A 20,963-nucleotide genomic window follows, 5' to 3' on the forward strand; every position below is an offset into this window, starting at 1 on the left:
CACGCGGCAGGCTCGGTGCGGGACGCTCGCATGTGCTCGCATGTGGCGGAGAGGTTATGAGGAGGCATCAGGTGGTCGACGCACACCGGACATTCGTCATCGTCGGCGCAGGGCTCGCCGGGGCCAAGGCGGCCGAAACGCTGAGGTCCGAGGGGTTCACGGGGCGGGTGATCCTGATCGGCGACGAGCGCGACCATCCGTACGAACGCCCCCCGCTGTCCAAGGGCTACCTGACGGGCAAGGAGGACCGGGAGAGCGTCTTCGTCCACGAGCCGTCCTGGTACGCGGCCGCCGACGTCGAGCTGCACCTCGGCCAGCCGGCGGTGCACCTCGACCGGGACGCCAAGAAGGTGCTCCTCGGCGACGGCACGGTCCTGCACTACGACAAGCTGCTGCTGGCCACCGGTGCCGAGCCGCGCCGGCTGGACATCCCCGGCACCGATCTGGCCGGGGTCCACCACCTGCGGCGCCTCGCGCACGCGGAACGGCTGAAGGGCGTCCTGGCCGGTCTCGGCCGGGACAACGGTCACCTGCTGATCGCGGGCGCCGGGTGGATCGGCCTGGAGGTGGCGGCCGCGGCCCGCGGCTACGGCGCGGAGGTCACCGTCGTCGAGCCGGAGGCCACCCCGCTGCACGCGGTCCTCGGCCCGGAGATCGGCCGGCTCTTCGCGGACCTGCACGCCGATCACGGGGTGCGGTTCCACTTCGGGGCGCGGCTGACCGAGATCGTCGGCCACGACGGCATGGTGCTGGCCGCCCGCACGGACGACGGGGACGAGCACCCGGCGCACGCGGTGCTCGCCGCCATCGGGGCCGCCCCGCGGACCGCCCTCGCCGAGACGGCCGGGCTCGCCCTCGTCGACCGGGAGCACGGCGGCGGAATCGCGGTGGACTCGTCCCTGCGCACCTCCGACCCGGACGTGTACGCGGTCGGGGACGTGGCCGCCGCACACCACCCGATGCTCGGGACCCGGCTGCGGGTGGAGCACTGGGCCAACGCGCTGAACGGCGGCCCGGCCGCCGCGCGGGCGATGCTGGGGCAGGAGGTCGGCTACGACCGGGTGCCGTACTTCTTCTCGGACCAGTACGACGTGGGCCTGGAGTACTCGGGGTACGCGCCGCCCGGCGGCTACGACCAGGTGCTGATCCGCGGGGACGTGGGCAAGCGGGAGTTCATCGCGTTCTGGCTGTCGGAGGGGAGGGTGCTGGCCGGAATGAACGTGAACATCTGGGATGTCACCGAGCACATCCAGGCTCTGATCAGGTCAAAGGCCCCGGTCAACCGCGAGGCGCTGGCGGACCCGTCCGTTCCGCTCGATGCCCTGGTGCGGTCCCAGGGGGCCTGACAGGATTGCCGGCGCCCGGCCGTAGACTTCACGGGTGGCAGGACGGATCAACGACGACGACGTGAAGGCGGTACGGGACGCGGTCCCGATCGACGCCGTGGTCTCCGAGTACCTCCAACTGCGCAACGCGGGCGGCGGCAACCTCAAGGGCCTGTGCCCCTTCCACGACGAGAAGTCCCCTTCCTTCCAGGTCAGCCCCAGCAAGGGGCTCTACCACTGCTTCGGCTGCCAGGCGGGCGGGGACACCCTCGACTTCGTCATGAAGATCGACCACCTCTCCTTCTCGGAGGCGGTCGAGCGCCTGGCCGGCCTGGCCGGCATCACCCTGCGGTACGAGGAGGGCGGCTACACCGCCGGCACCAGCGGCCGCGGTGACCGCATCCGGCTGGTCGAGGCGCACAAGGCCGCCGCCCAGTTCTACGTCGACCAGCTGGGCAGCCCCGAGGCGGAGATCGGCCGCAAGTTCCTGGCGGAGCGCGGCTTCGACCAGGCCGCGGCCGCGCACTTCAGCGTGGGCTACAGCCCGGCCGGGTGGGACCACCTGACCCGCTTCCTGCGCGGGAAGGGCTTCAGCGACAAGGAGCTGATCACCTCCGGCCTCGCCCAGGACAGCCGCAGCGGCAAGCCGATCGACCGCTTCCGCGGCCGCCTGATGTGGCCGATCCGCGACATCAGCGGCGAGGTGGTCGGCTTCGGCGCGCGCAAGCTGCGCGACGACGACAACGGGCCGAAGTATCTGAACACCCCCGAGACGGCCATCTACCGCAAGTCCCAGGTGCTGTACGGCATCGACCTGGCGAAGAAGGAGATCGCGAAGACCTCCCGGGCCGTGGTGGTCGAGGGCTACACGGACGTGATGGCCTGCCACATGGCCGGGGTCACCACCGCGATCGCGACCTGCGGCACGGCCTTCGGCGGGGACCACATCAAGATCCTGCGCCGGCTGCTGATGGACAACGCCACCGCCGAGGTGATCTTCACCTTCGACGGCGACGCGGCGGGCCAGAAGGCCGCACTGCGGGCCTTCGAGGACGATCAGAAGTTCGCGGCGGAGACCTCGATCACCATCGCCCCCGGCGGGATGGACCCCTGCGACCTGCGCCTCGCCCAGGGCGACGCGGCCGTGTCCGGCCTGGTGGAGGCCCGCACGCCGCTGTTCGAATTCGCCCTGCGGCACATCGTGTCCCGGCACAATCTGGAGAACCCGGCGGGCCGGGCGGCCGCGCTGGCCGAGGCCGCTCCGGTCGTCGCGAGCATCAAGGACCTCTCCATCCAGCACGAGTCGGCGGTCCAGCTGGCGGGCATGCTGGGCATCCTCGACGAGCAGTTCGTGGTCAAGCGGGTCGCGCAGCTGGCCCGCTGGGCCCGTGAGCGCGGCCAGGGCGACGGTCCGCAGGGCGGCCGCCCCGGCGGGGACCGGCAGCGGGGCCGCCCGTCCCACGAGGTCGCCCCCGCGCCCGCCGTCCAGCCGGCCGGCGGTCCCGCGCTGAACCTGCGCAGCCCGGCCCACCGCACCGAGCGCGAGCTGCTCAAGCTCGCCCTCCAGCGGCCGGCCCTGGTCTCCCCCGCGTTCGACGCGTACGGGATCGACGAGTTCACCGCCCCGCCCTACGCCGCGGTGCGCCAGGCCATCCAGGATGCGGGCGGCGCCTCGCAGGCCACCGACGACTACCTGGCCCGGGTCCGCGAGGCCGCCCCGAACGACACCGTCCGCGCGATGGTCACGGAGCTCGCGGTCGAGGCCATCCACGCCAAGACGGTGGACGAGATCTACGCCGGGGTCCAGCTGGTCCAGGTCCGCCTGCGTGCCGTCGACCGACGGGTCCTGGAGATCCAGGGCACCATGACGCGCCTGAGCCCGCAGGCCCCGCCGGAGCAGCACGCGGCCGTCCAGCAGGAGCTGTGGGTGCTCCAGCAGTACGGTCAGCGGCTGCGCAACCGCGGCGCCGAGGGCCTGTAACCACGGTTCAGCGGCGCGCGAACCAGTCGCCGCCGGGGATCTCCCTACCCGTTTCCCGCAGGTCACGGGCTATCAGCGGGGACGCCAGATAGACCCAGGCGCGCACCGTGGTGCCGTCGGGGCGCAGGGCCGGCCGGGCGATCCGGTCGTAGATGTTCCCCGGGCGCCCCGGACCCTCGTACTCCTCCAGCTGGTCCAGCGCGGCGAGCAGCTTTCCGTACGCGCCCGGCGCCGCCGTGATCAGTTCGCCGACGATCGCGGTACCGGGGCGGTGGACCGCGTACGGGTATCCGGGGCCGTCGTAGAGCGCCGCGTCCGGGAGGGTGGCGGGCTCCTCCCGGGCCGTGCGGCCGCGCAGGAAGAGGTCGTGGTTGACCTCGCCCGGGCGCAGGGTCCCGTAGACGAAGAACGGGAGCGGATCGCTCGGGTCCGTTAGCCGTTCGACCGATGTCACGGGGCCCTCCCTCGGGTATGGCGCGGCAGTGCGCGGGCCGGGCCGAAAGTCCCGACTCCCCCGCGCCCCACCACCGTACGCACCGCTGTTACACAACCTCCCGGCGGCCGTGACCCGGGCCGTCTAGCGTCGGCGATGCCCCTCCTTCCGCCTCCTTTCGCCCCCCTTCCGCCCCCTTCCGCCTCACGGTTCTGCATCCATGACACCTTGGTCCCGCCGCCTGCCGGCCGCCCTCCTGTGCGTCTGCGCACTCGCCGCCGCCGGCGGCTGCTCCGTGCCCGGCGGCGGGCTCGGCGCCGCGACGCCCGCGCCCCCGGTGTCCAGCCAGCCGCACCCCGAACCGCTCTGGCCCGCCTGGTCCTCGGCCCCCGGTGCGGCGGTGGGCCGGCAGGAGCCGGCGCCGACACCGCTGAAGAACGCCCCCGAGGTGGGGGCGGAGGGGCTGGGCGGGGTGGACCCGGTTCAGGTGGCGCGCGCCGACCCGCGGATGCGGCCGTACCTCGCCAAGGACTCCATCGAGGCGCCCGGCCGGGCGGGTCTGCGCCCGCCCGTGCACCGGGACCTGACGGGGGACGGGCAACCCGACCTGATCGTGGCCGCCGACACCGCCACCGGCCGCTCGGCCCTGAGCGTCTACTCGGTGGTCGACGGCCGGATCGTCTCCGTCCTGTTCACCATCGGCCGGCAGCTGGCGGCCGACGCGATCGGCACGGACCTGCTGGTCCGCATCGCCGCCGACGACGGCTCCGAGCAGGTAGTCCGCTACCACTGGGGCGGCGACCGGATGACGGTCGTCAACGACGAACGGCGCTTTCGCAAGTCCGGGCCCCGCTGCGACCCCGACGAGACCCCGGCACCCGACTGCGCCACCTCGGACGGGCGGCGCGCACCGTGAGGCCCCTGCTGATGCGCAGCCGGCGTCTGCTGCGGGCGCTCGGGCTGCGCTGGAAGATCGCGATCCTGCTCGCCGTCGGCTGCTCGCTCGTCGCGGTCGCCATCGGGATCCTGATCCACGGGGCACGGGCCCGCCAGATCGGTGACGCGGCCCGGGCGAGCGCCACCGCCCAGCTGATCAGCGTACGGAGGGTGTACGAGCTGACGGGCCGGCTCGACCGCGACAAGGTCGGCGAGGCCGACGCCCGGATCGACTGCCCGCAGCTGCCGGGCCCGCTGCGGGCGGCGGCCCTCGCCGGGCAGCGCAGCACCTACCTGGACATGGCCGGTCCGGACCCGGTGGTCTGGGCCGCCCGGCCGATCGGCGGGGACCACGTGCTGTCCGTACGGCAGTCGCTGGCCGGCGAGCGGGCCGAGCTCGCCGAGCTGGACCGGCAGCTGGTGGCGTACGGGGCCTCGGTCGTGGCGCTCGCGGCGCTGGGCGGGGCGCTGCTGGCCTCCCGGCTGAGCCGGGACCTGCGGACGGCGGCGGAGACGGCCCGCCGGATCAGCGCGGGGGAACTGGACGCGCGCATCGGGCCGTCGGGGGTGCCGGGGGCCCGGGACGAGGTCGCCGCGCTGGCCTCGGCGGTCGACACGATGGCGGCCAGTCTGCAGCAGCGGCTGGAGGCGGAGCAGCGCTTCACCGCGGACGTGGCGCACGAGCTGCGGACCCCGCTGACCGGGCTGCATACCGCTGCCGAACTGCTGCCGCCGGGGCGGCCGACGGAGCTGGTACGGGACCGGGTCGCGGCGCTGCGGACGCTGACGGAGGACCTGCTGGAGGTCGCCCGGCTCGACGCGAACCGGGAGGAGCCTCAGTGGGAGGCCCACCCGCTGGGGCCGCTGGTGGAGTCGATCACGCGGCGTTCGGGGGTGGCCGCGGAGATCGTCGGCGGCCGGACGCCGACCCGGGTGCGCACCGACGTACGGAGGCTGGAGCGGATCCTGGCGAACCTGCTGGCCAATGCCCGGCGGCACGGCGGTGGTCCGGTGACGGTGACGGTGTCGGGGACGACCGTGACGGTACGGGACCGCGGGCCCGGTTTCCCGGAGCGGCTGCTGCGGGAGGGCCCGCAGCGGTTCCTGACGGGCGCGCCCGAACGCGGCCGGGGCACGGGGCTGGGGCTGACCATCGCACTCGGCCAGGCGCAGGTCATCGGGGCCCGGGTCACGCTCGCGAACCCGGCCCCCGCGGGTGCCTCGGCCACGGTGACGCTCCCGCCGGCCTGACGTGCGGGCGGCCGGGCGGGCGGCTGGCCCATGTGCCGGCGGGCGGCCTGGCGGGCGGGCGGCCTCGCGGGCGGGCGGGCGAAATCACCCGGACGGCGCGGACCTCCCTGATGGCCTCAGCCACGGGTCCGACCTGCGAAAACGCGGCTCCGGAGGGCACGGAAAGGCATACCTGACGGGACATCAGCAGGCGCGTGGCGGGTGGGCCGGGTTTCCTCGGAACCACGACCCCGTGTCTCCAGGAGAGTCCCCATGCGCCGACGTACCGCACACGTGCTGACCGCGACCGCGCTGACCGCCGCCGCGTTCACCGGGCCGGTCGCCGGCGCGGTCGCCGCCGCGGACCTCGGCATGGTGGGCTTCGCGCCCGGGGACTTCTCGCCGCTGGAGGTGTGGCCCAAGTCCGCCGCCCCCGGCGCCACCGTCACCGTGAACACCACCGCCTGCGGCAGCGGCAGTCACGCGGACGGCGACGCCACGACGGTCGGCGGCGGCCGGTTCAAGCTGGTCCCGGGCACCCACAAGGAGGTGGTCGTGGGGCAGTTCCACGTCGCCCACGGCACCCGCCCCGGCACCTACGGCATCGGCGCGACCTGCGCGAACGGCAAGTTCGCCACCGGCGACCTGATCGTCACCGAACGCGGCCCGCAGGGCCACGTCAACACCGGGGTGGGCGGTGGCACGACCACCACCACCGACCCCGCCAGGATCGCGGCGGGAGCGGCCGTACTGGCCGCGGCCGCCGTCGGCGGTACCTGGCTCCTGCGTCGCCGGGCGAGCGGCACGCGGAGCTGACGGACGCCCACCGCGGCTCCGGCCGCGGTCCGACCGGTACCGTCCCCCGTCGCCCGCCCCGCGAGGTCCCCCCGTTCGCGGGGCCGGGCGACGGCCAATCACCCCGAAACGGAAACGGAAGCCGAGGGGGTACGCATGGGTGGCGATTTCGGTGGCGCGCGGGGCCGCGACTACCGGCCCCGGCCCGTCAACGGCGACCGCCCCGGGTCCGGAGCACACCCCCGGCCGGCGCGGAGCCGGGTCCCCCGCACCCCCACCGCCCGCCACGGAGGCCTCGTCGCGCTCGCCGCGTGCGTCGGCATCTGGCTCGTCACCAGTGGTTCCCGCGAGCCCGTCGGACCGCCGCTGCCCTCCCCCGGCGAGTCCCTGACCGCCGCCGGCGTGGTGGGCCCCGGTATCGCCCCGCTCCCCGGTTCGCCGCCGGGCCGGATCCGGATCCCCTCCATCCGGGTCGATGCCCCGCTGACCGGGCTCGGGCTGGATGCACACGGCAGCCTCGAGGTACCGCCGCCCGATCGGCGCGACCTGGCCGGCTGGTACCGCCAGGGCACCACCCCGGGCGCCACCGGCACCGCCGTCATCGCCGGGCACGTGGACGACGCAGCCGGGCCGGGGGTCTTCTACGACCTGGGTGCGCTGCGCCGCGGGGCGTCCATCGAGATCCCGCGCGCGGACGGCCGTACGGCGGTGTTCACGGTCCACGCGGTCGAGGTCTACGACGCCAAGGCCTTCCCCGACACCCGCGTGTACGGGCCGTCGGCGCGCGCCGAGCTGCGGGTGATCACCTGCGGCGGCGGATTCTCACCGCGCACGGGCTACCGCGGCAACGTGGTCGTCTTCGCGCACCTCACCGGGACGTACTAGGTAGCCCCGTTCGGAGCTCGCGGGCCCGGCAGGATCCGACAGGGACGGTGCCGGCCGCCCGGGTCAGCCCCACTGCTCCAGGCCCAGCTTGACCACCAGCGCGCCCACCACCGTGAGCAGCACGCCGCGGACGAAGCCGCTGCCCTTCTTGAGGGCCATCCTGGCGCCGATCATGCCGCCGGCCAGGTTGAACACCGCCATCAGCGCGGCCAGCTGCCACAGCACCATGCCCTGGTAGGCGAACATCGCGAGCGCCCCGGCGTTGGTGCAGCAGTTCACGATCTTGGCGGTGGCGGAGGCGGTGACCAGGTCGAGGTGGAGCAGCGCCGTGAGGGCGAGCACCAGGAAGGTGCCGGTACCGGGCCCGATGAGGCCGTCGTAGAAGCCGATGCCGAGGCCCGCGAGCCCGATCGCGAGGAGCACCCGCTGTCGGCTGACGGGCTCGGTGGAGGGAGCGGTGCCGAAGCCCGGCTTGAAGATCACGACACCGGCGACGATCACGAGCACCCCCATGATCAGCGGGCGGAGCGCGTCCTTGCTGATGCCGCCCGCGAGTGCGGCGCCGCCCATCGAGCCGGCGAGCGCGGCCAGGCCGATGCGGACGGCCAGCTTCACGTTCACCGGGGCCTTGCGGACGTACGTCACGGCCGCCCCGGCGGTGCCGACGATGGCCACGGCCTTGTTGGTACCGAGGACGGTGGCGGGGTGGGCATGGGGCAGGCCGAGCAGCAGCGCGGGCAGGAGCAGCAGGCCGCCGCCGCCCACCACCGCATCGATCCAGCCGGCGGCCGCCGCGGCGACGCACAGGACGACGATCATGGTCGTTGATATGTCAGGCACGACTCGACCCTATGGAGCTGTCGGGTGCAGTGACCATCAATCTCCGGAAAGTTGCGCAAAGGTTGAGGTTTGCCGGGCCGGGACCCGGTCCGGCGCCACCGGAGCCGCCGGGTCCACGGCCACCGTCAGCACGCTCGCGGCCAGCACGCTGGCCGCCCCCAGCCCTGCCGCCAGCCGCCTCGCGGGCGGTACGGAGGCCAGCGCGGCGAGCGCGGCCCGCACCGGCGAGGGGCGGCGCGGCTTGCGGTGCCGGGCCGTCGTCGCCGGGCCCCCGGAGCCGACGGGTACGGAGAGGGCTACGTGCAGGGGGTGACGCATGGGGCGGTGACTCCTCTGGGGCGACGCGCGGAGGGCGAGTAGCGGGAACGCGGGCACCGGCAACGCGGGCAGCGGGAACGCGGCTCAGAAGCTGAAGCACTCGGAATGGATGTGACCGGCCGGCACCCCGGCCCGCAGCAGCGCGGCCCGGGTCGCCTCGGCCATCCCCGGCGGCCCGCACAGGTACACGTCGTGCTCGGCCAGGTCCGGCACCAGCGCGGCCAGCGCCTGCGGGGCCAGCGGATCGTAGGCGGCGTCGGACGGCCCGAGCAGATAGTGCAGACCGGCCTGCCGCCCGGCGGCGATGGCCTCCAGCTCGGCCCGCAGGACCAAGTGCTCCTCGGCCCCCGCCCGGTAGAGCAGGGTGATGTCTCCCGGACCGCCGGGCAGGGTCTCGAACAGGGCCCGCATCGGGGTGATCCCGACCCCGCCCGCGATCAGCAGCACCTTGGGCCGGGTCCGCCGGGCGGCGGTGAGCGCGCCGAACGGCCCAGTGGCCAGCACCCGCGTCCCGGGGCGCAGCCGCCGGATCCGGCGGGAGTGGCCGCCGAGCCCCTTGACGGTGATCCGCAGGGCGTTCCCGCGGACCGGCGCGGACAGCGAGAACGGCAGGGCGGTGTGCCAGAGCCGCCGCTGGAGGAACCGCCAGCGCAGGAACTGGCCCGGTTCCGCGCGCAACTCGGCCAGGTGCTGCCCGTACATGACGACGGAGACCACCCCGGGCCCCTCGACCCGGACGTCCACCACCCGCACCGCGTGCCGCAGGGCCTGCCGTACGGGCACCACGGCGCGGTACCAGACCAGCAGGACGGCGACCACGGTGTGGGCGAGCGCCCAGAACCAGGCGACCGCGGCCAGGTCGGGTCCGGCGAGCTGGTGCCCGAAGGCGAGGGCGGCGGCGAGGTGGACGAGCAGGTGCACCCCGCGCCAGGTTTCGTGCGGCATCCGGCGGCGTACCGCCCGGGCGGAGGTCACGCCGACCGCGGCCAGGAGGACGGTCCCGGCCGCGGCGGCGGCGAGCGCGGGGTAGCCGAGCAGCTCCTGGACGGCGGAGACCACGTCGATTCCCTCGTGCACGGCATATCCGAGCAGGGCGAAGAGCCCGTGCCCGAAGCAGAGGAGGAGCACGTACCGGCCGCCGAAGGCGTGCCAGCGGGCGAGCCGGTCGGCGCCGACCCCGTGCTCCACGGCGGGCACCCGGGCCATCAGGAAGAGCAGCACCAGCACCCCGTAGCCGGCGAGCAGGCCGGACAGGTGCGCGGCGGTGGCGAACAGCGCGTCGGGTCGCGCCGAGGGCCGCACCTGCACCGCCCAGAGCAGGACCACCACCCCCGCACCGCCCAGCATCCCGCCCCTCACCCGCACCGCCGCATCTCGCATACGGAGCACGCTAAGGGCCCCGGAGGCGGCCCTGATGATCCTTAAGCCGGCCTTGAGGAAGGCCTCACCGACCCTTAACCCGAGCGCTGAGGTCGGCGTTCCGTCCGGGTAACAGGGGCGATGCCGAGGGGAAACAGCGGCCCCGCACGCTCGTGGCATGACCTCGGACCAGCGTGTGGTGGTGATCGGCGGCGGGCTCGCGGGCCTGCGGCTCGCGCAGCGGCTCGGGCCGGCCGCGGCCGTGACCGTACTCGGCGAGGAGACGCACGCGCCGTACAACCGGGTGCTGCTCGCGGAGGTCCTCGCCGGCCGGTACGCACCGGAGGTGACCGCCCTCCCCGCGCCCGGCCCGGTGCTGCGGCGGGGGGTCCGGGCCGTGCGCGTGGACCGCGCGGAGCGGGTCGTGCACTGCGACGACGGCACGGTCGCCCGGTACGACACGCTCGTGCTGGCCACCGGCTCGAACGCGGTACTCCCTCCGCTGCGCGGGCTCTTCGAGCCGGAGGGGCGGGAACTCCCGGACGGTGTGCACGCGTTCCGCACGATGGACGACTGCCTGGCGCTCTCGGCGGCGCTGCGCCCCGGAGTGCGGGCGGTGGTGATCGGCGGCGGCCTGCTGGGCGTCTCGGCGACCCGTGCGCTCGCCGCGCGGGGCGCGCAGGTGGTCCTGGCGCAGCAGGGCGAGCACCTGATGGAACGCCAGCTGGACGCCGGGGCCTCCGCACTGCTGCACACCCACCTGACCTCACTCGGCGTCGAAATCCACACCGAGTGCCGGGTCCGCGGCCTGACCACGTCTGCGGCGCGGGGGTCCGGGGGCAGCGCCCCCGGCAACGGCGCCGCACTCGGGCAGCGGCGCGTCACCGGGGTCGAGCTCGCCGACGGCTACCGGCTCGACGCCGATGTCGTCGTCCTCGCCTGCGGCGTACGCCCCCGAACGGGCCTCGCCCAGGCCGCCGGACTGGAAGTCCGCAAGGGCATCGTGGTCGACGACCACCTCCGCACCAGTGACCCCCGCATCCACGCCATCGGCGACTGCGCCGAGCACGACGGCCAGGTGTACGGACTCGCGGGCGCCGCCCTGGAGCAGGCCGACGCCCTGGCGACGGTCCTCACCGGAGCCCCCGCGCCGTACACCGGCACCCGCGCCCTCACCCGCCTCACCCTCGGCGGAGCCGAGAACGGCTCCCTGGACCTCGCCGCCTTCGGCGAGACCACCGCCCTCCCCGGCGACGACGTGGTCCGCCTCGCCGACGCCACCCGCCGGACCTACCGGAAGGTCGTCGTGCGGGGCGACCGCCTCGTCGGCGGGGTGCTGCTCGGCGAACTCTCCACCGTGGGGGCGCTCGCCCGCACCTGGGAGGGCGGGGAAGCACCGCACGACCTGTTCCACCTGCTCACCGACGACGGAGGCCACTGACATGTCCGAGCCCTTGCCCACGATCGTGCTCATCGGGCACGGCATGGTCGGCCAGCGCTACCTCGAAGCCCTCGCCGAGCGCGGGGCCACCGCCACGCACCGGATCACCGTGCTCTGCGAGGAGCCCCGGCCCGCCTACGACCGCGTGCACCTGACCTCGTACTTCTCCGGCAGCACCGCCGAGGACCTGTCCATGACCCCCGCCGGGTTCATGGAGCAGCACGGCATCGCCCTCCACCTCGACGACCCCGCCGAGCACATCGACCGGGCCGCCCGTACCGTCACCTCCCGCTCCGGGCGGGTATTCCCGTACGACGTCCTGGTGCTGGCCACCGGCAGCTATCCCTTCGTCCCGCCGGTCCCCGGCAAGGACGCCCCGGGCTGCTTCGTCTACCGCACCATCGAGGACCTCCTCGCGATCGAGGAGTACGCGAAGAGCCGCAGCTCCGGCGCGGTCGTCGGCGGCGGACTCCTCGGGCTGGAGGCCGCCGGCGCCCTCCAGGGGCTGGGACTGGCCACCCGTGTCGTCGAGTTCGCCCCGCGCCTGATGCCCGTACAGGTCGACGAGGGCGGCGGCGCGGCCCTGCTGCGCACCATCGAGTCCATGGGGCTGACCGTCCACACCGGCGTCGGCACCCAGGAAGTGGTGATCGGCGAGGACGGCCACGTCAGCGGAATGCGGCTCTCCGACGGCTCCACCGTCGACACCGACCTCGTGGTCTTCTCCGCCGGCGTCCGCCCCCGCGACCAACTGGCCCGCGACGCCGGGCTGGACGTCGGCGAGCGCGGCGGCATCGCGGTCGACGCCCGCTGCCTGACCTCCGACCCGCGCGTCTACGCCATCGGCGAGTGCGCCCTCGCCGTCGACGGCCGCGTCTACGGGCTGGTCGCCCCCGGCTACGAGATGGCCGAGACCGCCGCCGACGATCTGCTGGGCCGCGCCAAGGAGTTCACCGGAGCCGACCTCTCCACCAAGCTCAAGCTGCTCGGCGTGGACGTGGCCTCCTTCGGCGACGCCCACGGCACCACCCCGGACAGCCTGGACGTCGTCTGGTCCGACTCCCGCTCCGGCGTCTACAAGAAGCTGGTCGTCTCGCCCGACGGGGTCCTGCTCGGCGGGGTGCTGGTCGGCGACGCGGACTCCTACGGACTGCTGCGTCCGCTCACCGGCAGCGTCCCGCCCGTGTCCCCCGAGCAGCTGGTGCTGCCCGCCGGCGTCGGCGCCCCGGTCGCGCTCGGCCCCTCCGCGCTCCCCGACCACGCGGTGATCTGCTCCTGCCACAACGTCACCAAGAAGGCCATCGCCGCCTGTGCCACCCTCGCCGAGGTCAAGAAGTGCACCAAGGCGGGCACCGGCTGCGGCAGCTGCGTCAAGGTGATCGGGCAGCTGCTGCCCGCCGCCGCCGACCAGGGGCTGTGCGGCTGCTTCCCCTTCACCCGGGCCGAGCTGTACGAGATCGTCCGCACCCGCCGGCTGACCTCGTACCAGGAGCTGCTCGACGGCCACGGACGCCCTGAGGCGCGGGGCGGCGACGGCTGCGAGGTCTGCAAGCCCACCGTCGGCTCGATCATCGCCTCGCTCGCCCCGACCCTCGGCGCGAGCGGCTACGTCCTGGACGGGGAGCAGGCCGCCCTCCAGGACACCAATGACCACTTCCTCGCGAACATGCAACGCAACGGCTCGTACTCGGTCGTCCCGCGCATCCCGGGCGGTGAGATCACCCCCGACAAGCTGATCGTGATCGGCGAGGTGGCCCGCGACTTCGGCCTCTATACGAAGATCACCGGCGGGCAGCGGATCGATCTCTTCGGCGCGAGCGTGGACCAGCTCCCGCGGATCTGGGCGCGGCTCGTCGACGCCGGTTTCGAGTCCGGGCACGCGTACGGGAAGGCGCTGCGCACGGTGAAGTCCTGCGTGGGGCAGACCTGGTGCCGCTACGGCGTCCAGGACAGCGTCCGGATGGCCATCGACCTGGAACTACGCTACCGGGGGCTGCGCGCCCCGCACAAGCTGAAGTCGGCGGTCTCCGGCTGCGCCCGCGAGTGCGCGGAGGCGCAGAGCAAGGACTTCGGGGTCATCGCGACGGCGAGTGGCTGGAACCTGTACGTCGGCGGCAACGGCGGGGCCACCCCGCGCCACGCCGACCTGCTGGCCCAGGACCTGTCGGACGCGGAACTGGTCCGGCTGATCGACCGGTTCCTGATGTTCTACATCCGCACCGCCGACCGGCTGGAGCGGACCTCCACCTGGCTGGAGCGGCTGGAGGGGGGCCTGGCGCACCTGCGGGACGTGGTCGTGCACGACTCCCTCGGGCTGTGCGCGGAGCTGGAGGCCCTGATGGCCGACCACGTGGCGCACTACCGGGACGAATGGGCCGAGACGCTCCAGGACCCGGAGCGGCTGCGCCGGTTCGTGTCCTTCGTCAACGCGCCGGGTGCTCCCGACCCGACCGTGAAGTTCGTCCCCGAGCGCGACCAGGTCAAGCCCGACCTGGCCGTCCTGACCATAGGAGGAGCCGTCCGATGACCGTGGAACTGCAGGTTGCGCAGGGCTGGCTGACGGTGTGCGAGCTGTCCGCGCTCACCCCCGGGCGCGGGGTCGCGGCGCTGCTGCCGGACGGCAGCCAGGCCGCGGTGTTCGTCGACCGCGCGGGGCGCCCGTACGCCATCGGCAACCAGGACCCCTTCACCGGGGCGCACGTGCTCTCGCGCGGGCTGGTGGGGACGGCGGGGGGCCGGCCCTTCGTGGCCTCGCCGCTGCTCAAGCAGCGCTTCGACCTGGAGTCGGGGCGCTGCCTGGACGACGAGGAGACGGCGGTCCGGACCTACCCGGTGCGGACCGCCGCGACCTCGTGACCGCGGGCGGTGATGTCGTCAGCTCTGGACCATCGACGGGTCCATCCACATGATCTCCCAGGTGTGACCGTCGAGGTCGTCGAAGGCGCGGCCGTACATGACGCCGTGGTCCTGGGCGGGGCGGGGCTCGGTGGCGCCGGCCGCCAGGGCCCCGTCCACCAGCTCGTCGACCGCGGTGCGGCTCTCGGCGCTCAGACAGATCAGCACCTCGGACGTCTTCGTCGCGTCCGCGATCTCCTTGTGGGTGAAGTCCTTGTAGCGGTCCTCGGTCAGGAGCATGGCGACGATGGTGTCGCTGATGACCATCGAGGCGCAGTTCTCGTCGGTGAACTGGGCGTTGAAGGAGTAGCCCAGCTTGCTCCAGAACGCCTTGCTGGCCTCCAGGTCCTTGACCGGCAGGTTGACGAAGATCATGGTGGCGGACATCGAGGTCTCTCTTCTCTCGCGCGGGTGCCCGGTGCGGCTGCTCGGTGCGGGTGCTCGGTGCGTGCTGCTCGGTGCTTTCGAGAGGTAGACCCGAGGCCCCCGGGAAACTCATCGCTGCCCGCGAAGTTTTTTCGCATTTTCTTTCCGGACCGCGAAACCACAGGTCAGGGCGCTGCCACTGGGCGAGAGCCCCAGCGCGGGACGTCTCCGGCGTGATGGCCCGCCGTTCCACCGCCCGCCCCGGCGTCACGACGCGGCGCCGCCGGAGGATTGAACGCCGAGCGGTCGCTCGTGCGTAATGAGGAGTTGGCGCCACGTCAACTGGCGCCACCTAGGTTCCTCGACGCGTGCGACCCCGCGTCCGACCGGCCGCGGGGCCTTCCTCCCACAGGAGTGACCGTGGAACGTCGTACCTTCCTGCGTGGTGCGGTGATCGGTTCGTCGGCGGCCGCCTTCGGCGGCACGTTGATGCACGGGGCCGCGTACGCCGCCCCCGCCCAGCCCGGAGCCGGTCCCTACGGGCCGCTCGGCGCGGCCGACGCCAACGGGATCATGCTCCCCAGCGGCTTCACCAGCCGGGTCATCGCCCGCTCGGGCCAGAACGTCAGCGGTACCTCGTACACCTGGCACAGCGCCCCCGACGGCGGCGCGTGCTTCGTCGACGGATCGGGCTGGATCTACGTGTCCAACTCGGAGATCAACCCCTCCGGCGGCGCGAGCGCGGTGCGGTTCGACTCCGCCGGCACCGTCATCGGTGCCCAGCGGATCCTCTCCAACACCCGGCAGAACTGTGCCGGCGGCAAGACGCCCTGGAACACCTGGCTGTCCTGCGAGGAGGTCGACCGCGGCTTCGTCTACGAGACCGACCCGTACGGGGTGAACGCGGCCGTCCAGCGCCCGGCGATGGGCCGGTTCAAGCACGAGGCGGCCGCCGCCGACCCGGTGCGCAAGGTCATCTACCTGACCGAGGACGAGACCAGCGGCTGTTTCTACCGGTTCGTCCCGACCACCTGGGGCAACCTCTCCTCCGGCACCCTCCAGGTACTGAAGGCCGGAACCGCCACCTCCGGCTCCTTCACCTGGCAGAACGTCCCGGACCCGGACGGATCGCCGACCGCGACCCGCAGCCAGGTCTCCGGTTCGAAGAAGTTCAACGGCGGCGAGGGCTGCCACTACGCCAACGACACCGTCTGGTTCACCACCAAGGGCGACAACCGGGTCTGGCAGCTCAACCTCACGAACAACACGTACGAGCTGGCCTACGACGACTCGCTCGTGCCCGGCGGAGCGGCCCCGCTGACCGGCGTGGACAACGTCACCGGGTCCTCGTTCGGCGACCTGTACGTCGCCGAGGACGGCGGCAACATGGAGATCTGCGTGATCACCCCGGACGACGTGGTGGCGCCCTTCCTGCGGATCACCGGCCAGTCCTCCTCGGAGATCACCGGCCCGGCCTTCTCCCCCGCCGGCAACCGGCTCTACTTCTCCAGCCAGCGCGGCACGAGCGGCAGCTCGTCCGGCGGCATCACGTACGAGGTAACGGGCCCCTTCCGCGTCTGAAGCCCCGCCGCCTTCCCGACCCCACCGCCGCCCCCTCCAGCCCCGCCGGCGCTCCCCTCCAGCCCCGCCGGCGTTTGAGGCGCGGGGTCCGGGGGCGGAGCCCCGCTCTTCCAGCCCCGCCGGCGTTTGAGGCGCGGGGGCTCGGGGGCAGCGCCCCCGCAACGGCGCCGCGCCCGCACGACCGACCGCGCCCCGACGGGTACGACCCGCCGGGGCGCGGCCCCGTCATGACGCGACGGCCCCGCCCTTCAGCAGCGCGGCCCCCAGCGGCGTCACGGTGTGCAGCACCGCGTTCCCCCGCCGCAGCGTGGTCACCAGCCCCGCCTCCCGCATCACGCACGCGTGCTGGCTCGCGGAGGCCAGCGAGACCCCGGCCCGGCGGGCCAGCTCGCTGGTGGTCGCGCCGTCCCCTATGGCCCGCAGCACGACCGAGCGGGTGTGCCCGACCAGCTTCCCCAGGGTGCGCTGGCGCTGCTCCTCCACGGGCCGGGCGGACTCACCGCCCGCGGGCGCCGAGGCCAGCTGCGCCGCGGCGGGGTAGACCAGCACCGGCGGCAGCTCCGGGTCGTGCAGGGTCACCGCCGTGCGTCGGCAGAAGAAGGACGGCTGGAGCAGCAACCCGCGCCCCCGCAGCCGTACGTCACGGTCCACGGGGTAGTCGCACTCCAGCACCGGAGCCCGCCAGCGCAGCATGGGCGGCAGCGAGGACAGCAGCTCGTCCGCACCCCCGTCCAGCAGGGCCCGGCCGCGCGCGGCCCGCTCGGCCTCGATCTGCGCCTGGATGTGCGTCCAGTACGGCTCCACGGCCGCCCGGTGGTAGGCGCGCAGCTCGCCCATGAGCCGCGGCAGCTGCTTGCCGCCGTCGTCCATGAACTCCCGGAGCCGCGGCGTCATCGGCGCACCGGCGCCCAGCAGCTGCAGCTCGCGCCGCATGCGCTCGGGACGGATCCCGCGCAGCGCGTCGAGGCCCACGTCCCACCCGTACTGCCCCTCCACGGGGGTCAGGAAATCGGGGAAATAACCACGACTCGGTATGAGCATACCGAGCGTACGTGTTTCACTATTCAACCTGCTCCGGGTTTCCGTACGCCATTCACCGAACAACCGGGCATCACGCCGGTCTCTTAAGCGGTGAAAGCTGAGAATCGTTTCCCACAACGCATCGGGACGCCCTGCCATCCGTACGCGTGCCAGGTCCACTCCAGTGAAATGGATACGCAGCACCGAACCCCCACCTGTGCAACCGCAATCCCCCCGCTCCATGAGTATGCACGCAGTCACACGTGGTCACCACGCCCTTTCGGCCACAGTTGAAACCCCTTTCGGCAGGGGCGTGACAACCGAAATCCTGTACTCCGCCGGGCACACTCCGGTGCGACCGAAACGCTCCGCGAAGGCCGTGGGGGGCTTTGCGGGGCCTGGCGGTCGGTCGCACCGGGAAGCGCCGACGTGCCCGGCAGAATGACAGCGGCGGTGGACGGGTGGGGATCCGTCCACCGCCTGCTGGCGTAAAGATTTGTTGAACAACAAAAATAGGCGCGCCCGCCCCCGGGTCGTCAGGGAACCCGGGGACAGGCGCGGTCTATGGGGCCCTTGGCGGCCCAGGGGTCAGCGGCTGTCGCTGCCCTTCGCCTCGGCGGCCGCACGGCCGGCCTCCAGGCGCGCCACCGGAATCCGGAACGGCGAGCAGGAGACGTAGTCGAGGCCCACCTCGTGGAAGAAGTGGACGGACTCGGGGTCGCCGCCGTGCTCACCGCAGACGCCGAGCTTGAGGTCGGGGCGGGTGGCCCGGCCCTGCTTGACCGCGTGGCGGACGAGGGAGCCGACGCCGTCCTTGTCGATGGTCTCGAAGGGCGAGACCCCGAAGATGCCCTTCTCCAGGTAGGCCGTGAAGAAGCTGGCCTCGACGTCGTCGCGGGAGAAGCCCCACACCGTCTGGGTCAGGTCGTTCGTGCCGAAGGAGAAGAACTGCGCGGCCTCGGCGATCTGGGCGGCCGTCAGGGCGGCGCGCGGCAGCTCGATCATCGTGCCGATGCTCAGCTTGAGGTTGGTGCCGGTGGCGGCCTCGACCTCGGCGATGACCTGGACGGCCTCGTCGCGGACGATCTCCAGCTCCTGGACGGTGCCGACGAGCGGGACCATGATCTCGGCGCGCGGGTCGCCCTTGGCGTTCTTGCGCTCGGCGGCGGCCTCGGCGATCGCCCGGACCTGCATCTTGAACAGGCCGGGGATGACCAGGCCGAGACGGACACCGCGCAGACCCAGCATCGGGTTCTGCTCGTGCAGCTTGTGCACGGCCTGGAGCAGGCGCAGGTCGTTCTCGTTGGCGTCCTTGCGGGACTCGGCGAGGGCGACGCGCACCGACAGCTCGGTGATGTCGGGCAGGAACTCGTGCAGCGGCGGGTCCAGGAGGCGGACGGTGACGGGCAGGCCGTCCATCGCCTCGAACAGCTCAACGAAGTCCTTCTTCTGCAGCGGCAGGAGGGCACTGAGTGCCGCCTCGCGCTCTTCGTCGGTGTCCGCGAGGATCAGTCGCTCCACCAGTTCACGGCGCTCGCCGAGGAACATGTGCTCGGTGCGGCACAGGCCGATGCCCTGGGCGCCGAAGCGGCGGGCGCGCAGCGCGTCCTCGGCGTTGTCGGCGTTGGCGCGCACCCGCAGGCGGCGGACCCGGTCCGCGTAGGCCATGATCCGGTGGACGGCGGCGACGAGCTCGTCGGCGTCGTCGGCGCCGGCGTGCATCCGGCCCTCGAAGTACTCGACGACCGGGGACGGTACGACGGGTACCTCACCGAGGTAGACCTTGCCGGTGGAGCCGTCGATGGAGACGACGTCGCCCTCTTCGATGACCGTGTCGCCGACCGTCATGCGGCGGCGCTTGGTGTCGACGTCCAGTTCCTCGGCGCCGCAGACACAGGTCTTGCCCATGCCGCGGGCGACGACGGCGGCGTGCGAGGTCTTGCCGCCGCGCGAGGTCAGGATGCCCTCGGAGGCGATCATGCCGTCGAGGTCGTCCGGGTTGGTCTCGCGGCGGATCAGGATGACCTTCTCGCCGGAGCGGGACCACTTGACGGCCGTGTACGAGTCGAAGACGGCCTTGCCGACGGCCGCGCCCGGGGAGGCGGCGATACCGCGGCCGAGCAGCTCGGTCTTCGCGTCCTCGTCGAAGCGCGGGAACATCAGCTGCGCGAGCTGGTGACCCGTGACGCGCTGGAGGGCCTCGGCCTCGGTGATCAGGCCCTGGTCCACGAGCTGCGTGGCGATGCGGAAGGCCGCACCCGCCGTGCGCTTGCCGACGCGGGTCTGGAGCATCCACAGCTGGCCGCGCTCGATGGTGAACTCGATGTCGCAGAGATCCTTGTAGTGGTTCTCCAGCGTCGTCATGATCGTCATGAGCTGGTCGTACGAGGCCTTGTCGATGGTCTCCAGGTCCGCGAGCGGCACCGTGTTGCGGATGCCCGCGACGACGTCCTCGCCCTGGGCGTTCTGGAGGTAGTCGCCGTAGACGCCCGCGTGGCCGCTGGCGGGGTCGCGGGTGAAGGCGACGCCGGTGCCGGAGTCGGGGCCGAGGTTGCCGAAGACCATGGAGCAGACGTTGACCGCGGTGCCCAGGTCGCTCGGGATGCGCTCCTGGCGGCGGTAGAGCTTGGCGCGGTCGGTGTTCCACGAGTTGAAGACGGCCTCGACGGCGAGGTCGAGCTGCTCGCGGGCGTCCTGCGGGAACTCGCGGCCGGCCTGCTTGGCGACGATCTTCTTGAAGCGGGTGACCAGCTTCTTCAGGTCGGCGGCGTCGAGGTCGGTGTCGACGGTGACCTTCTTGGCGGCCTTGGCCTCGTCGAGGGCCTCCTCGAAGAGCTCGCCGTCGACGTCCAGGACGGTCTTGCCGAACATCTGGATGAGGCGGCGGTACGAGTCCCACGCGAAGCGCTCGTTGCCCGCCTGCGAGGCGAGGCCCTTCACGGAGGCGTCGGAGAGACCGATGTTCAGGACGGTGTCCATCATGCCGGGCATCGAGAACTTCGCACCGGAACGCACGGAGACCAGCAGCGGGTCGTCCGACTGGCCGAGCTTCTTGCCCATCTTGGTCTCGAGGGCGGCAAGGTGGGCGCTGACCTCGTCGCGCAGCGCGGCCGGGGCCGTGCCGCTGTCGAGGTAGACCTTGCAGGCCTCGGTGGTGATGGTGAAGCCGGGAGGGACCGGCAGACCCAGGTTGGTCATCTCGGCGAGGTTGGCTCCCTTGCCGCCGAGAAGGTCCTTGAGGTCCCGGTTGCCCTCGGTGAAGTCGTAGACGAACTTCTGATCTTTGTTTTCCGACACGGGTCTCGACTCCTCGAGGCTCGGTGGCTGCCCTGACGGCCAGGAACATACCCAGATCGAAGGCTTCTGGGTACGTCCACTTGGTCGTCATACGGCTGTAACCACCCGTGCGCCAGCAGATCGAAAGTAACTCATGGGTAATCAGAAACCCCGAAGAGCCTTCACATCCCGAAGGGTGAGGGGGCTCCTGAGGCCTGATCACGCTCGGATGAGCGATCATCGATACCTTTGCGTTCAAGTATTGAACGCACAAAGGGTGGC

17 protein-coding genes are annotated in these 20,963 nt (G+C 72.8%); 10 read left to right on the forward strand and 7 right to left on the reverse strand.

The window, feature by feature from the left end; genetic code table 11:
* The first annotated feature begins 71 nt into the window (after positions 1-71).
* A complete protein-coding gene (locus IE257_RS02750) occupies positions 72-1,346 on the forward strand; it encodes an NAD(P)/FAD-dependent oxidoreductase (protein ID WP_189964114.1) in 1,275 nt (424 codons plus the stop codon).
* 34 nt (positions 1,347-1,380) lie between these two features.
* Complete coding sequence (gene dnaG, locus IE257_RS02755; RefSeq protein ID WP_189964116.1) at positions 1,381-3,306, forward strand: DNA primase; 1,926 nt, start codon at positions 1,381-1,383, stop codon at positions 3,304-3,306.
* Between the two features lie 7 nt (positions 3,307-3,313).
* On the opposite strand, the gene IE257_RS02760 is transcribed toward dnaG, so the two are convergent.
* Positions 3,314-3,760: a gamma-glutamylcyclotransferase family protein gene (locus IE257_RS02760; protein WP_189964118.1), complete on the reverse strand. Its 447-nt coding sequence runs from the start codon at positions 3,758-3,760 to the stop codon at positions 3,314-3,316.
* A 199-nt stretch (positions 3,761-3,959) separates the two neighbouring features.
* On the opposite strand from IE257_RS02760, the gene IE257_RS02765 reads away from it, so the two are divergent.
* The 4 genes from IE257_RS02765 (at position 3,960) to IE257_RS02780 (ending at position 7,585) form a co-directional block, all read left to right on the forward strand.
* Positions 3,960-4,655, forward strand: coding sequence for a hypothetical protein (locus tag IE257_RS02765; RefSeq protein ID WP_189964120.1), 696 nt, complete (start codon positions 3,960-3,962; stop codon positions 4,653-4,655).
* 11 nt (positions 4,656-4,666) lie between these two features.
* A complete protein-coding gene (locus tag IE257_RS02770; RefSeq protein ID WP_189964121.1) occupies positions 4,667-5,926 on the forward strand; it encodes an ATP-binding protein in 1,260 nt (419 codons plus the stop codon).
* 252 nt (positions 5,927-6,178) lie between these two features.
* Positions 6,179-6,721: a GVDTG sorting domain-containing protein gene (locus tag IE257_RS02775; protein WP_229920073.1), complete on the forward strand. Its 543-nt coding sequence runs from the start codon at positions 6,179-6,181 to the stop codon at positions 6,719-6,721.
* A gap of 135 nt (positions 6,722-6,856) precedes the next feature.
* Positions 6,857-7,585: a class F sortase gene (locus IE257_RS02780; RefSeq protein ID WP_189964123.1), complete on the forward strand. Its 729-nt coding sequence runs from the start codon at positions 6,857-6,859 to the stop codon at positions 7,583-7,585.
* A gap of 63 nt (positions 7,586-7,648) precedes the next feature.
* Here the strand turns inward: IE257_RS02780 and IE257_RS02785 are convergent, their stop codons facing one another.
* The 3 genes from IE257_RS02785 to IE257_RS02800 all read right to left on the reverse strand — a co-directional run bounded on the left by IE257_RS02785 (position 7,649) and on the right by IE257_RS02800 (position 10,123).
* Positions 7,649-8,425 carry a sulfite exporter TauE/SafE family protein gene (locus IE257_RS02785; RefSeq protein ID WP_189964125.1) on the reverse strand — a complete coding sequence of 259 codons (777 nt, stop codon included), beginning with the start codon at positions 8,423-8,425 and terminating at the stop codon, positions 7,649-7,651.
* A gap of 36 nt (positions 8,426-8,461) precedes the next feature.
* The gene (locus IE257_RS02795) at positions 8,462-8,743 is read right to left on the reverse strand and encodes a hypothetical protein (RefSeq protein ID WP_189964128.1); all 282 of its coding nucleotides are present in this window, start codon (positions 8,741-8,743) and stop codon (positions 8,462-8,464) included.
* Between the two features lie 84 nt (positions 8,744-8,827).
* On the reverse strand, positions 8,828-10,123 hold the full coding sequence (locus tag IE257_RS02800; protein ID WP_189964130.1) for a ferredoxin reductase family protein: 1,296 nt from the start codon (positions 10,121-10,123) through the stop codon (positions 8,828-8,830).
* 157 nt (positions 10,124-10,280) lie between these two features.
* Between IE257_RS02800 and IE257_RS02805 the strand changes: the two genes are divergently transcribed.
* The 3 genes from IE257_RS02805 to nirD are packed head-to-tail and all read left to right on the forward strand — an operon-like array spanning position 10,281 to position 14,399.
* Positions 10,281-11,543 carry an NAD(P)/FAD-dependent oxidoreductase gene (locus IE257_RS02805; protein ID WP_189964132.1) on the forward strand — a complete coding sequence of 421 codons (1,263 nt, stop codon included), beginning with the start codon at positions 10,281-10,283 and terminating at the stop codon, positions 11,541-11,543.
* Position 11,544: 1 nt separating this feature from the next.
* On the forward strand, positions 11,545-14,070 hold the full coding sequence (gene nirB / locus IE257_RS02810) for a nitrite reductase large subunit NirB (protein ID WP_189964134.1): 2,526 nt from the start codon (positions 11,545-11,547) through the stop codon (positions 14,068-14,070).
* Positions 14,067-14,399, forward strand: a complete 333-nt coding sequence (nirD, locus tag IE257_RS02815) for a nitrite reductase small subunit NirD (protein ID WP_189964136.1) — start codon at positions 14,067-14,069, stop codon at positions 14,397-14,399. Before nirB ends, nirD begins: the two co-directional genes overlap by 4 nt.
* An 18-nt stretch (positions 14,400-14,417) precedes the next feature.
* Here the strand turns inward: nirD and IE257_RS02820 are convergent, their stop codons facing one another.
* Positions 14,418-14,825 (reverse strand): VOC family protein, encoded by a 408-nt coding sequence (locus IE257_RS02820; protein WP_189964138.1) that lies wholly within the window; start codon positions 14,823-14,825, stop codon positions 14,418-14,420.
* 399 nt (positions 14,826-15,224) lie between these two features.
* Between IE257_RS02820 and IE257_RS02825 the strand changes: the two genes are divergently transcribed.
* Positions 15,225-16,385 (forward strand): alkaline phosphatase PhoX, encoded by a 1,161-nt coding sequence (locus tag IE257_RS02825; protein WP_189964140.1) that lies wholly within the window; start codon positions 15,225-15,227, stop codon positions 16,383-16,385.
* 225 nt (positions 16,386-16,610) lie between these two features.
* On the opposite strand, the gene IE257_RS02830 is transcribed toward IE257_RS02825, so the two are convergent.
* Both IE257_RS02830 and ppdK read right to left on the reverse strand, forming a co-directional pair.
* Complete coding sequence (locus IE257_RS02830) at positions 16,611-17,609, reverse strand: ArsR/SmtB family transcription factor (RefSeq protein ID WP_189964142.1); 999 nt, start codon at positions 17,607-17,609, stop codon at positions 16,611-16,613.
* Between the two features lie 384 nt (positions 17,610-17,993).
* Positions 17,994-20,702 (reverse strand): pyruvate, phosphate dikinase, encoded by a 2,709-nt coding sequence (gene ppdK, locus IE257_RS02835; protein ID WP_189964144.1) that lies wholly within the window; start codon positions 20,700-20,702, stop codon positions 17,994-17,996.
* Positions 20,703-20,963 lie beyond the last annotated feature (261 nt).

It is taken from the genome of Streptomyces avidinii (genome assembly GCF_014650695.1).
Lineage (GTDB): Bacteria > Actinomycetota > Actinomycetes > Streptomycetales > Streptomycetaceae > Streptomyces > Streptomyces avidinii.

Bases quoted from the DNA above. Each gene is read 5' to 3' on its own strand.
- IE257_RS02770 (WP_189964121.1), top strand. From the start codon at position 4,667: ATGCGCAGCCGGCGTCTGCTGCGGGCGCTCGGGCTGCGCTGGAAGATC.
- IE257_RS02805 (WP_189964132.1), top strand. From the start codon at position 10,281: ATGACCTCGGACCAGCGTGTGGTGGTGATCGGCGGCGGGCTCGCGGGC.
- IE257_RS02820 (WP_189964138.1), bottom strand. From the start codon at position 14,825: ATGTCCGCCACCATGATCTTCGTCAACCTGCCGGTCAAGGACCTGGAG.
- IE257_RS02795 (WP_189964128.1), bottom strand. From the start codon at position 8,743: ATGCGTCACCCCCTGCACGTAGCCCTCTCCGTACCCGTCGGCTCCGGG.
- nirD (WP_189964136.1), top strand. From the start codon at position 14,067: ATGACCGTGGAACTGCAGGTTGCGCAGGGCTGGCTGACGGTGTGCGAG.
- IE257_RS02800 (WP_189964130.1), bottom strand. From the start codon at position 10,123: ATGCGAGATGCGGCGGTGCGGGTGAGGGGCGGGATGCTGGGCGGTGCG.
- IE257_RS02765 (WP_189964120.1), top strand. From the start codon at position 3,960: ATGACACCTTGGTCCCGCCGCCTGCCGGCCGCCCTCCTGTGCGTCTGC.
- nirB (WP_189964134.1), top strand. From the start codon at position 11,545: ATGTCCGAGCCCTTGCCCACGATCGTGCTCATCGGGCACGGCATGGTC.
- IE257_RS02775 (WP_229920073.1), top strand. From the start codon at position 6,179: ATGCGCCGACGTACCGCACACGTGCTGACCGCGACCGCGCTGACCGCC.
- IE257_RS02780 (WP_189964123.1), top strand. From the start codon at position 6,857: ATGGGTGGCGATTTCGGTGGCGCGCGGGGCCGCGACTACCGGCCCCGG.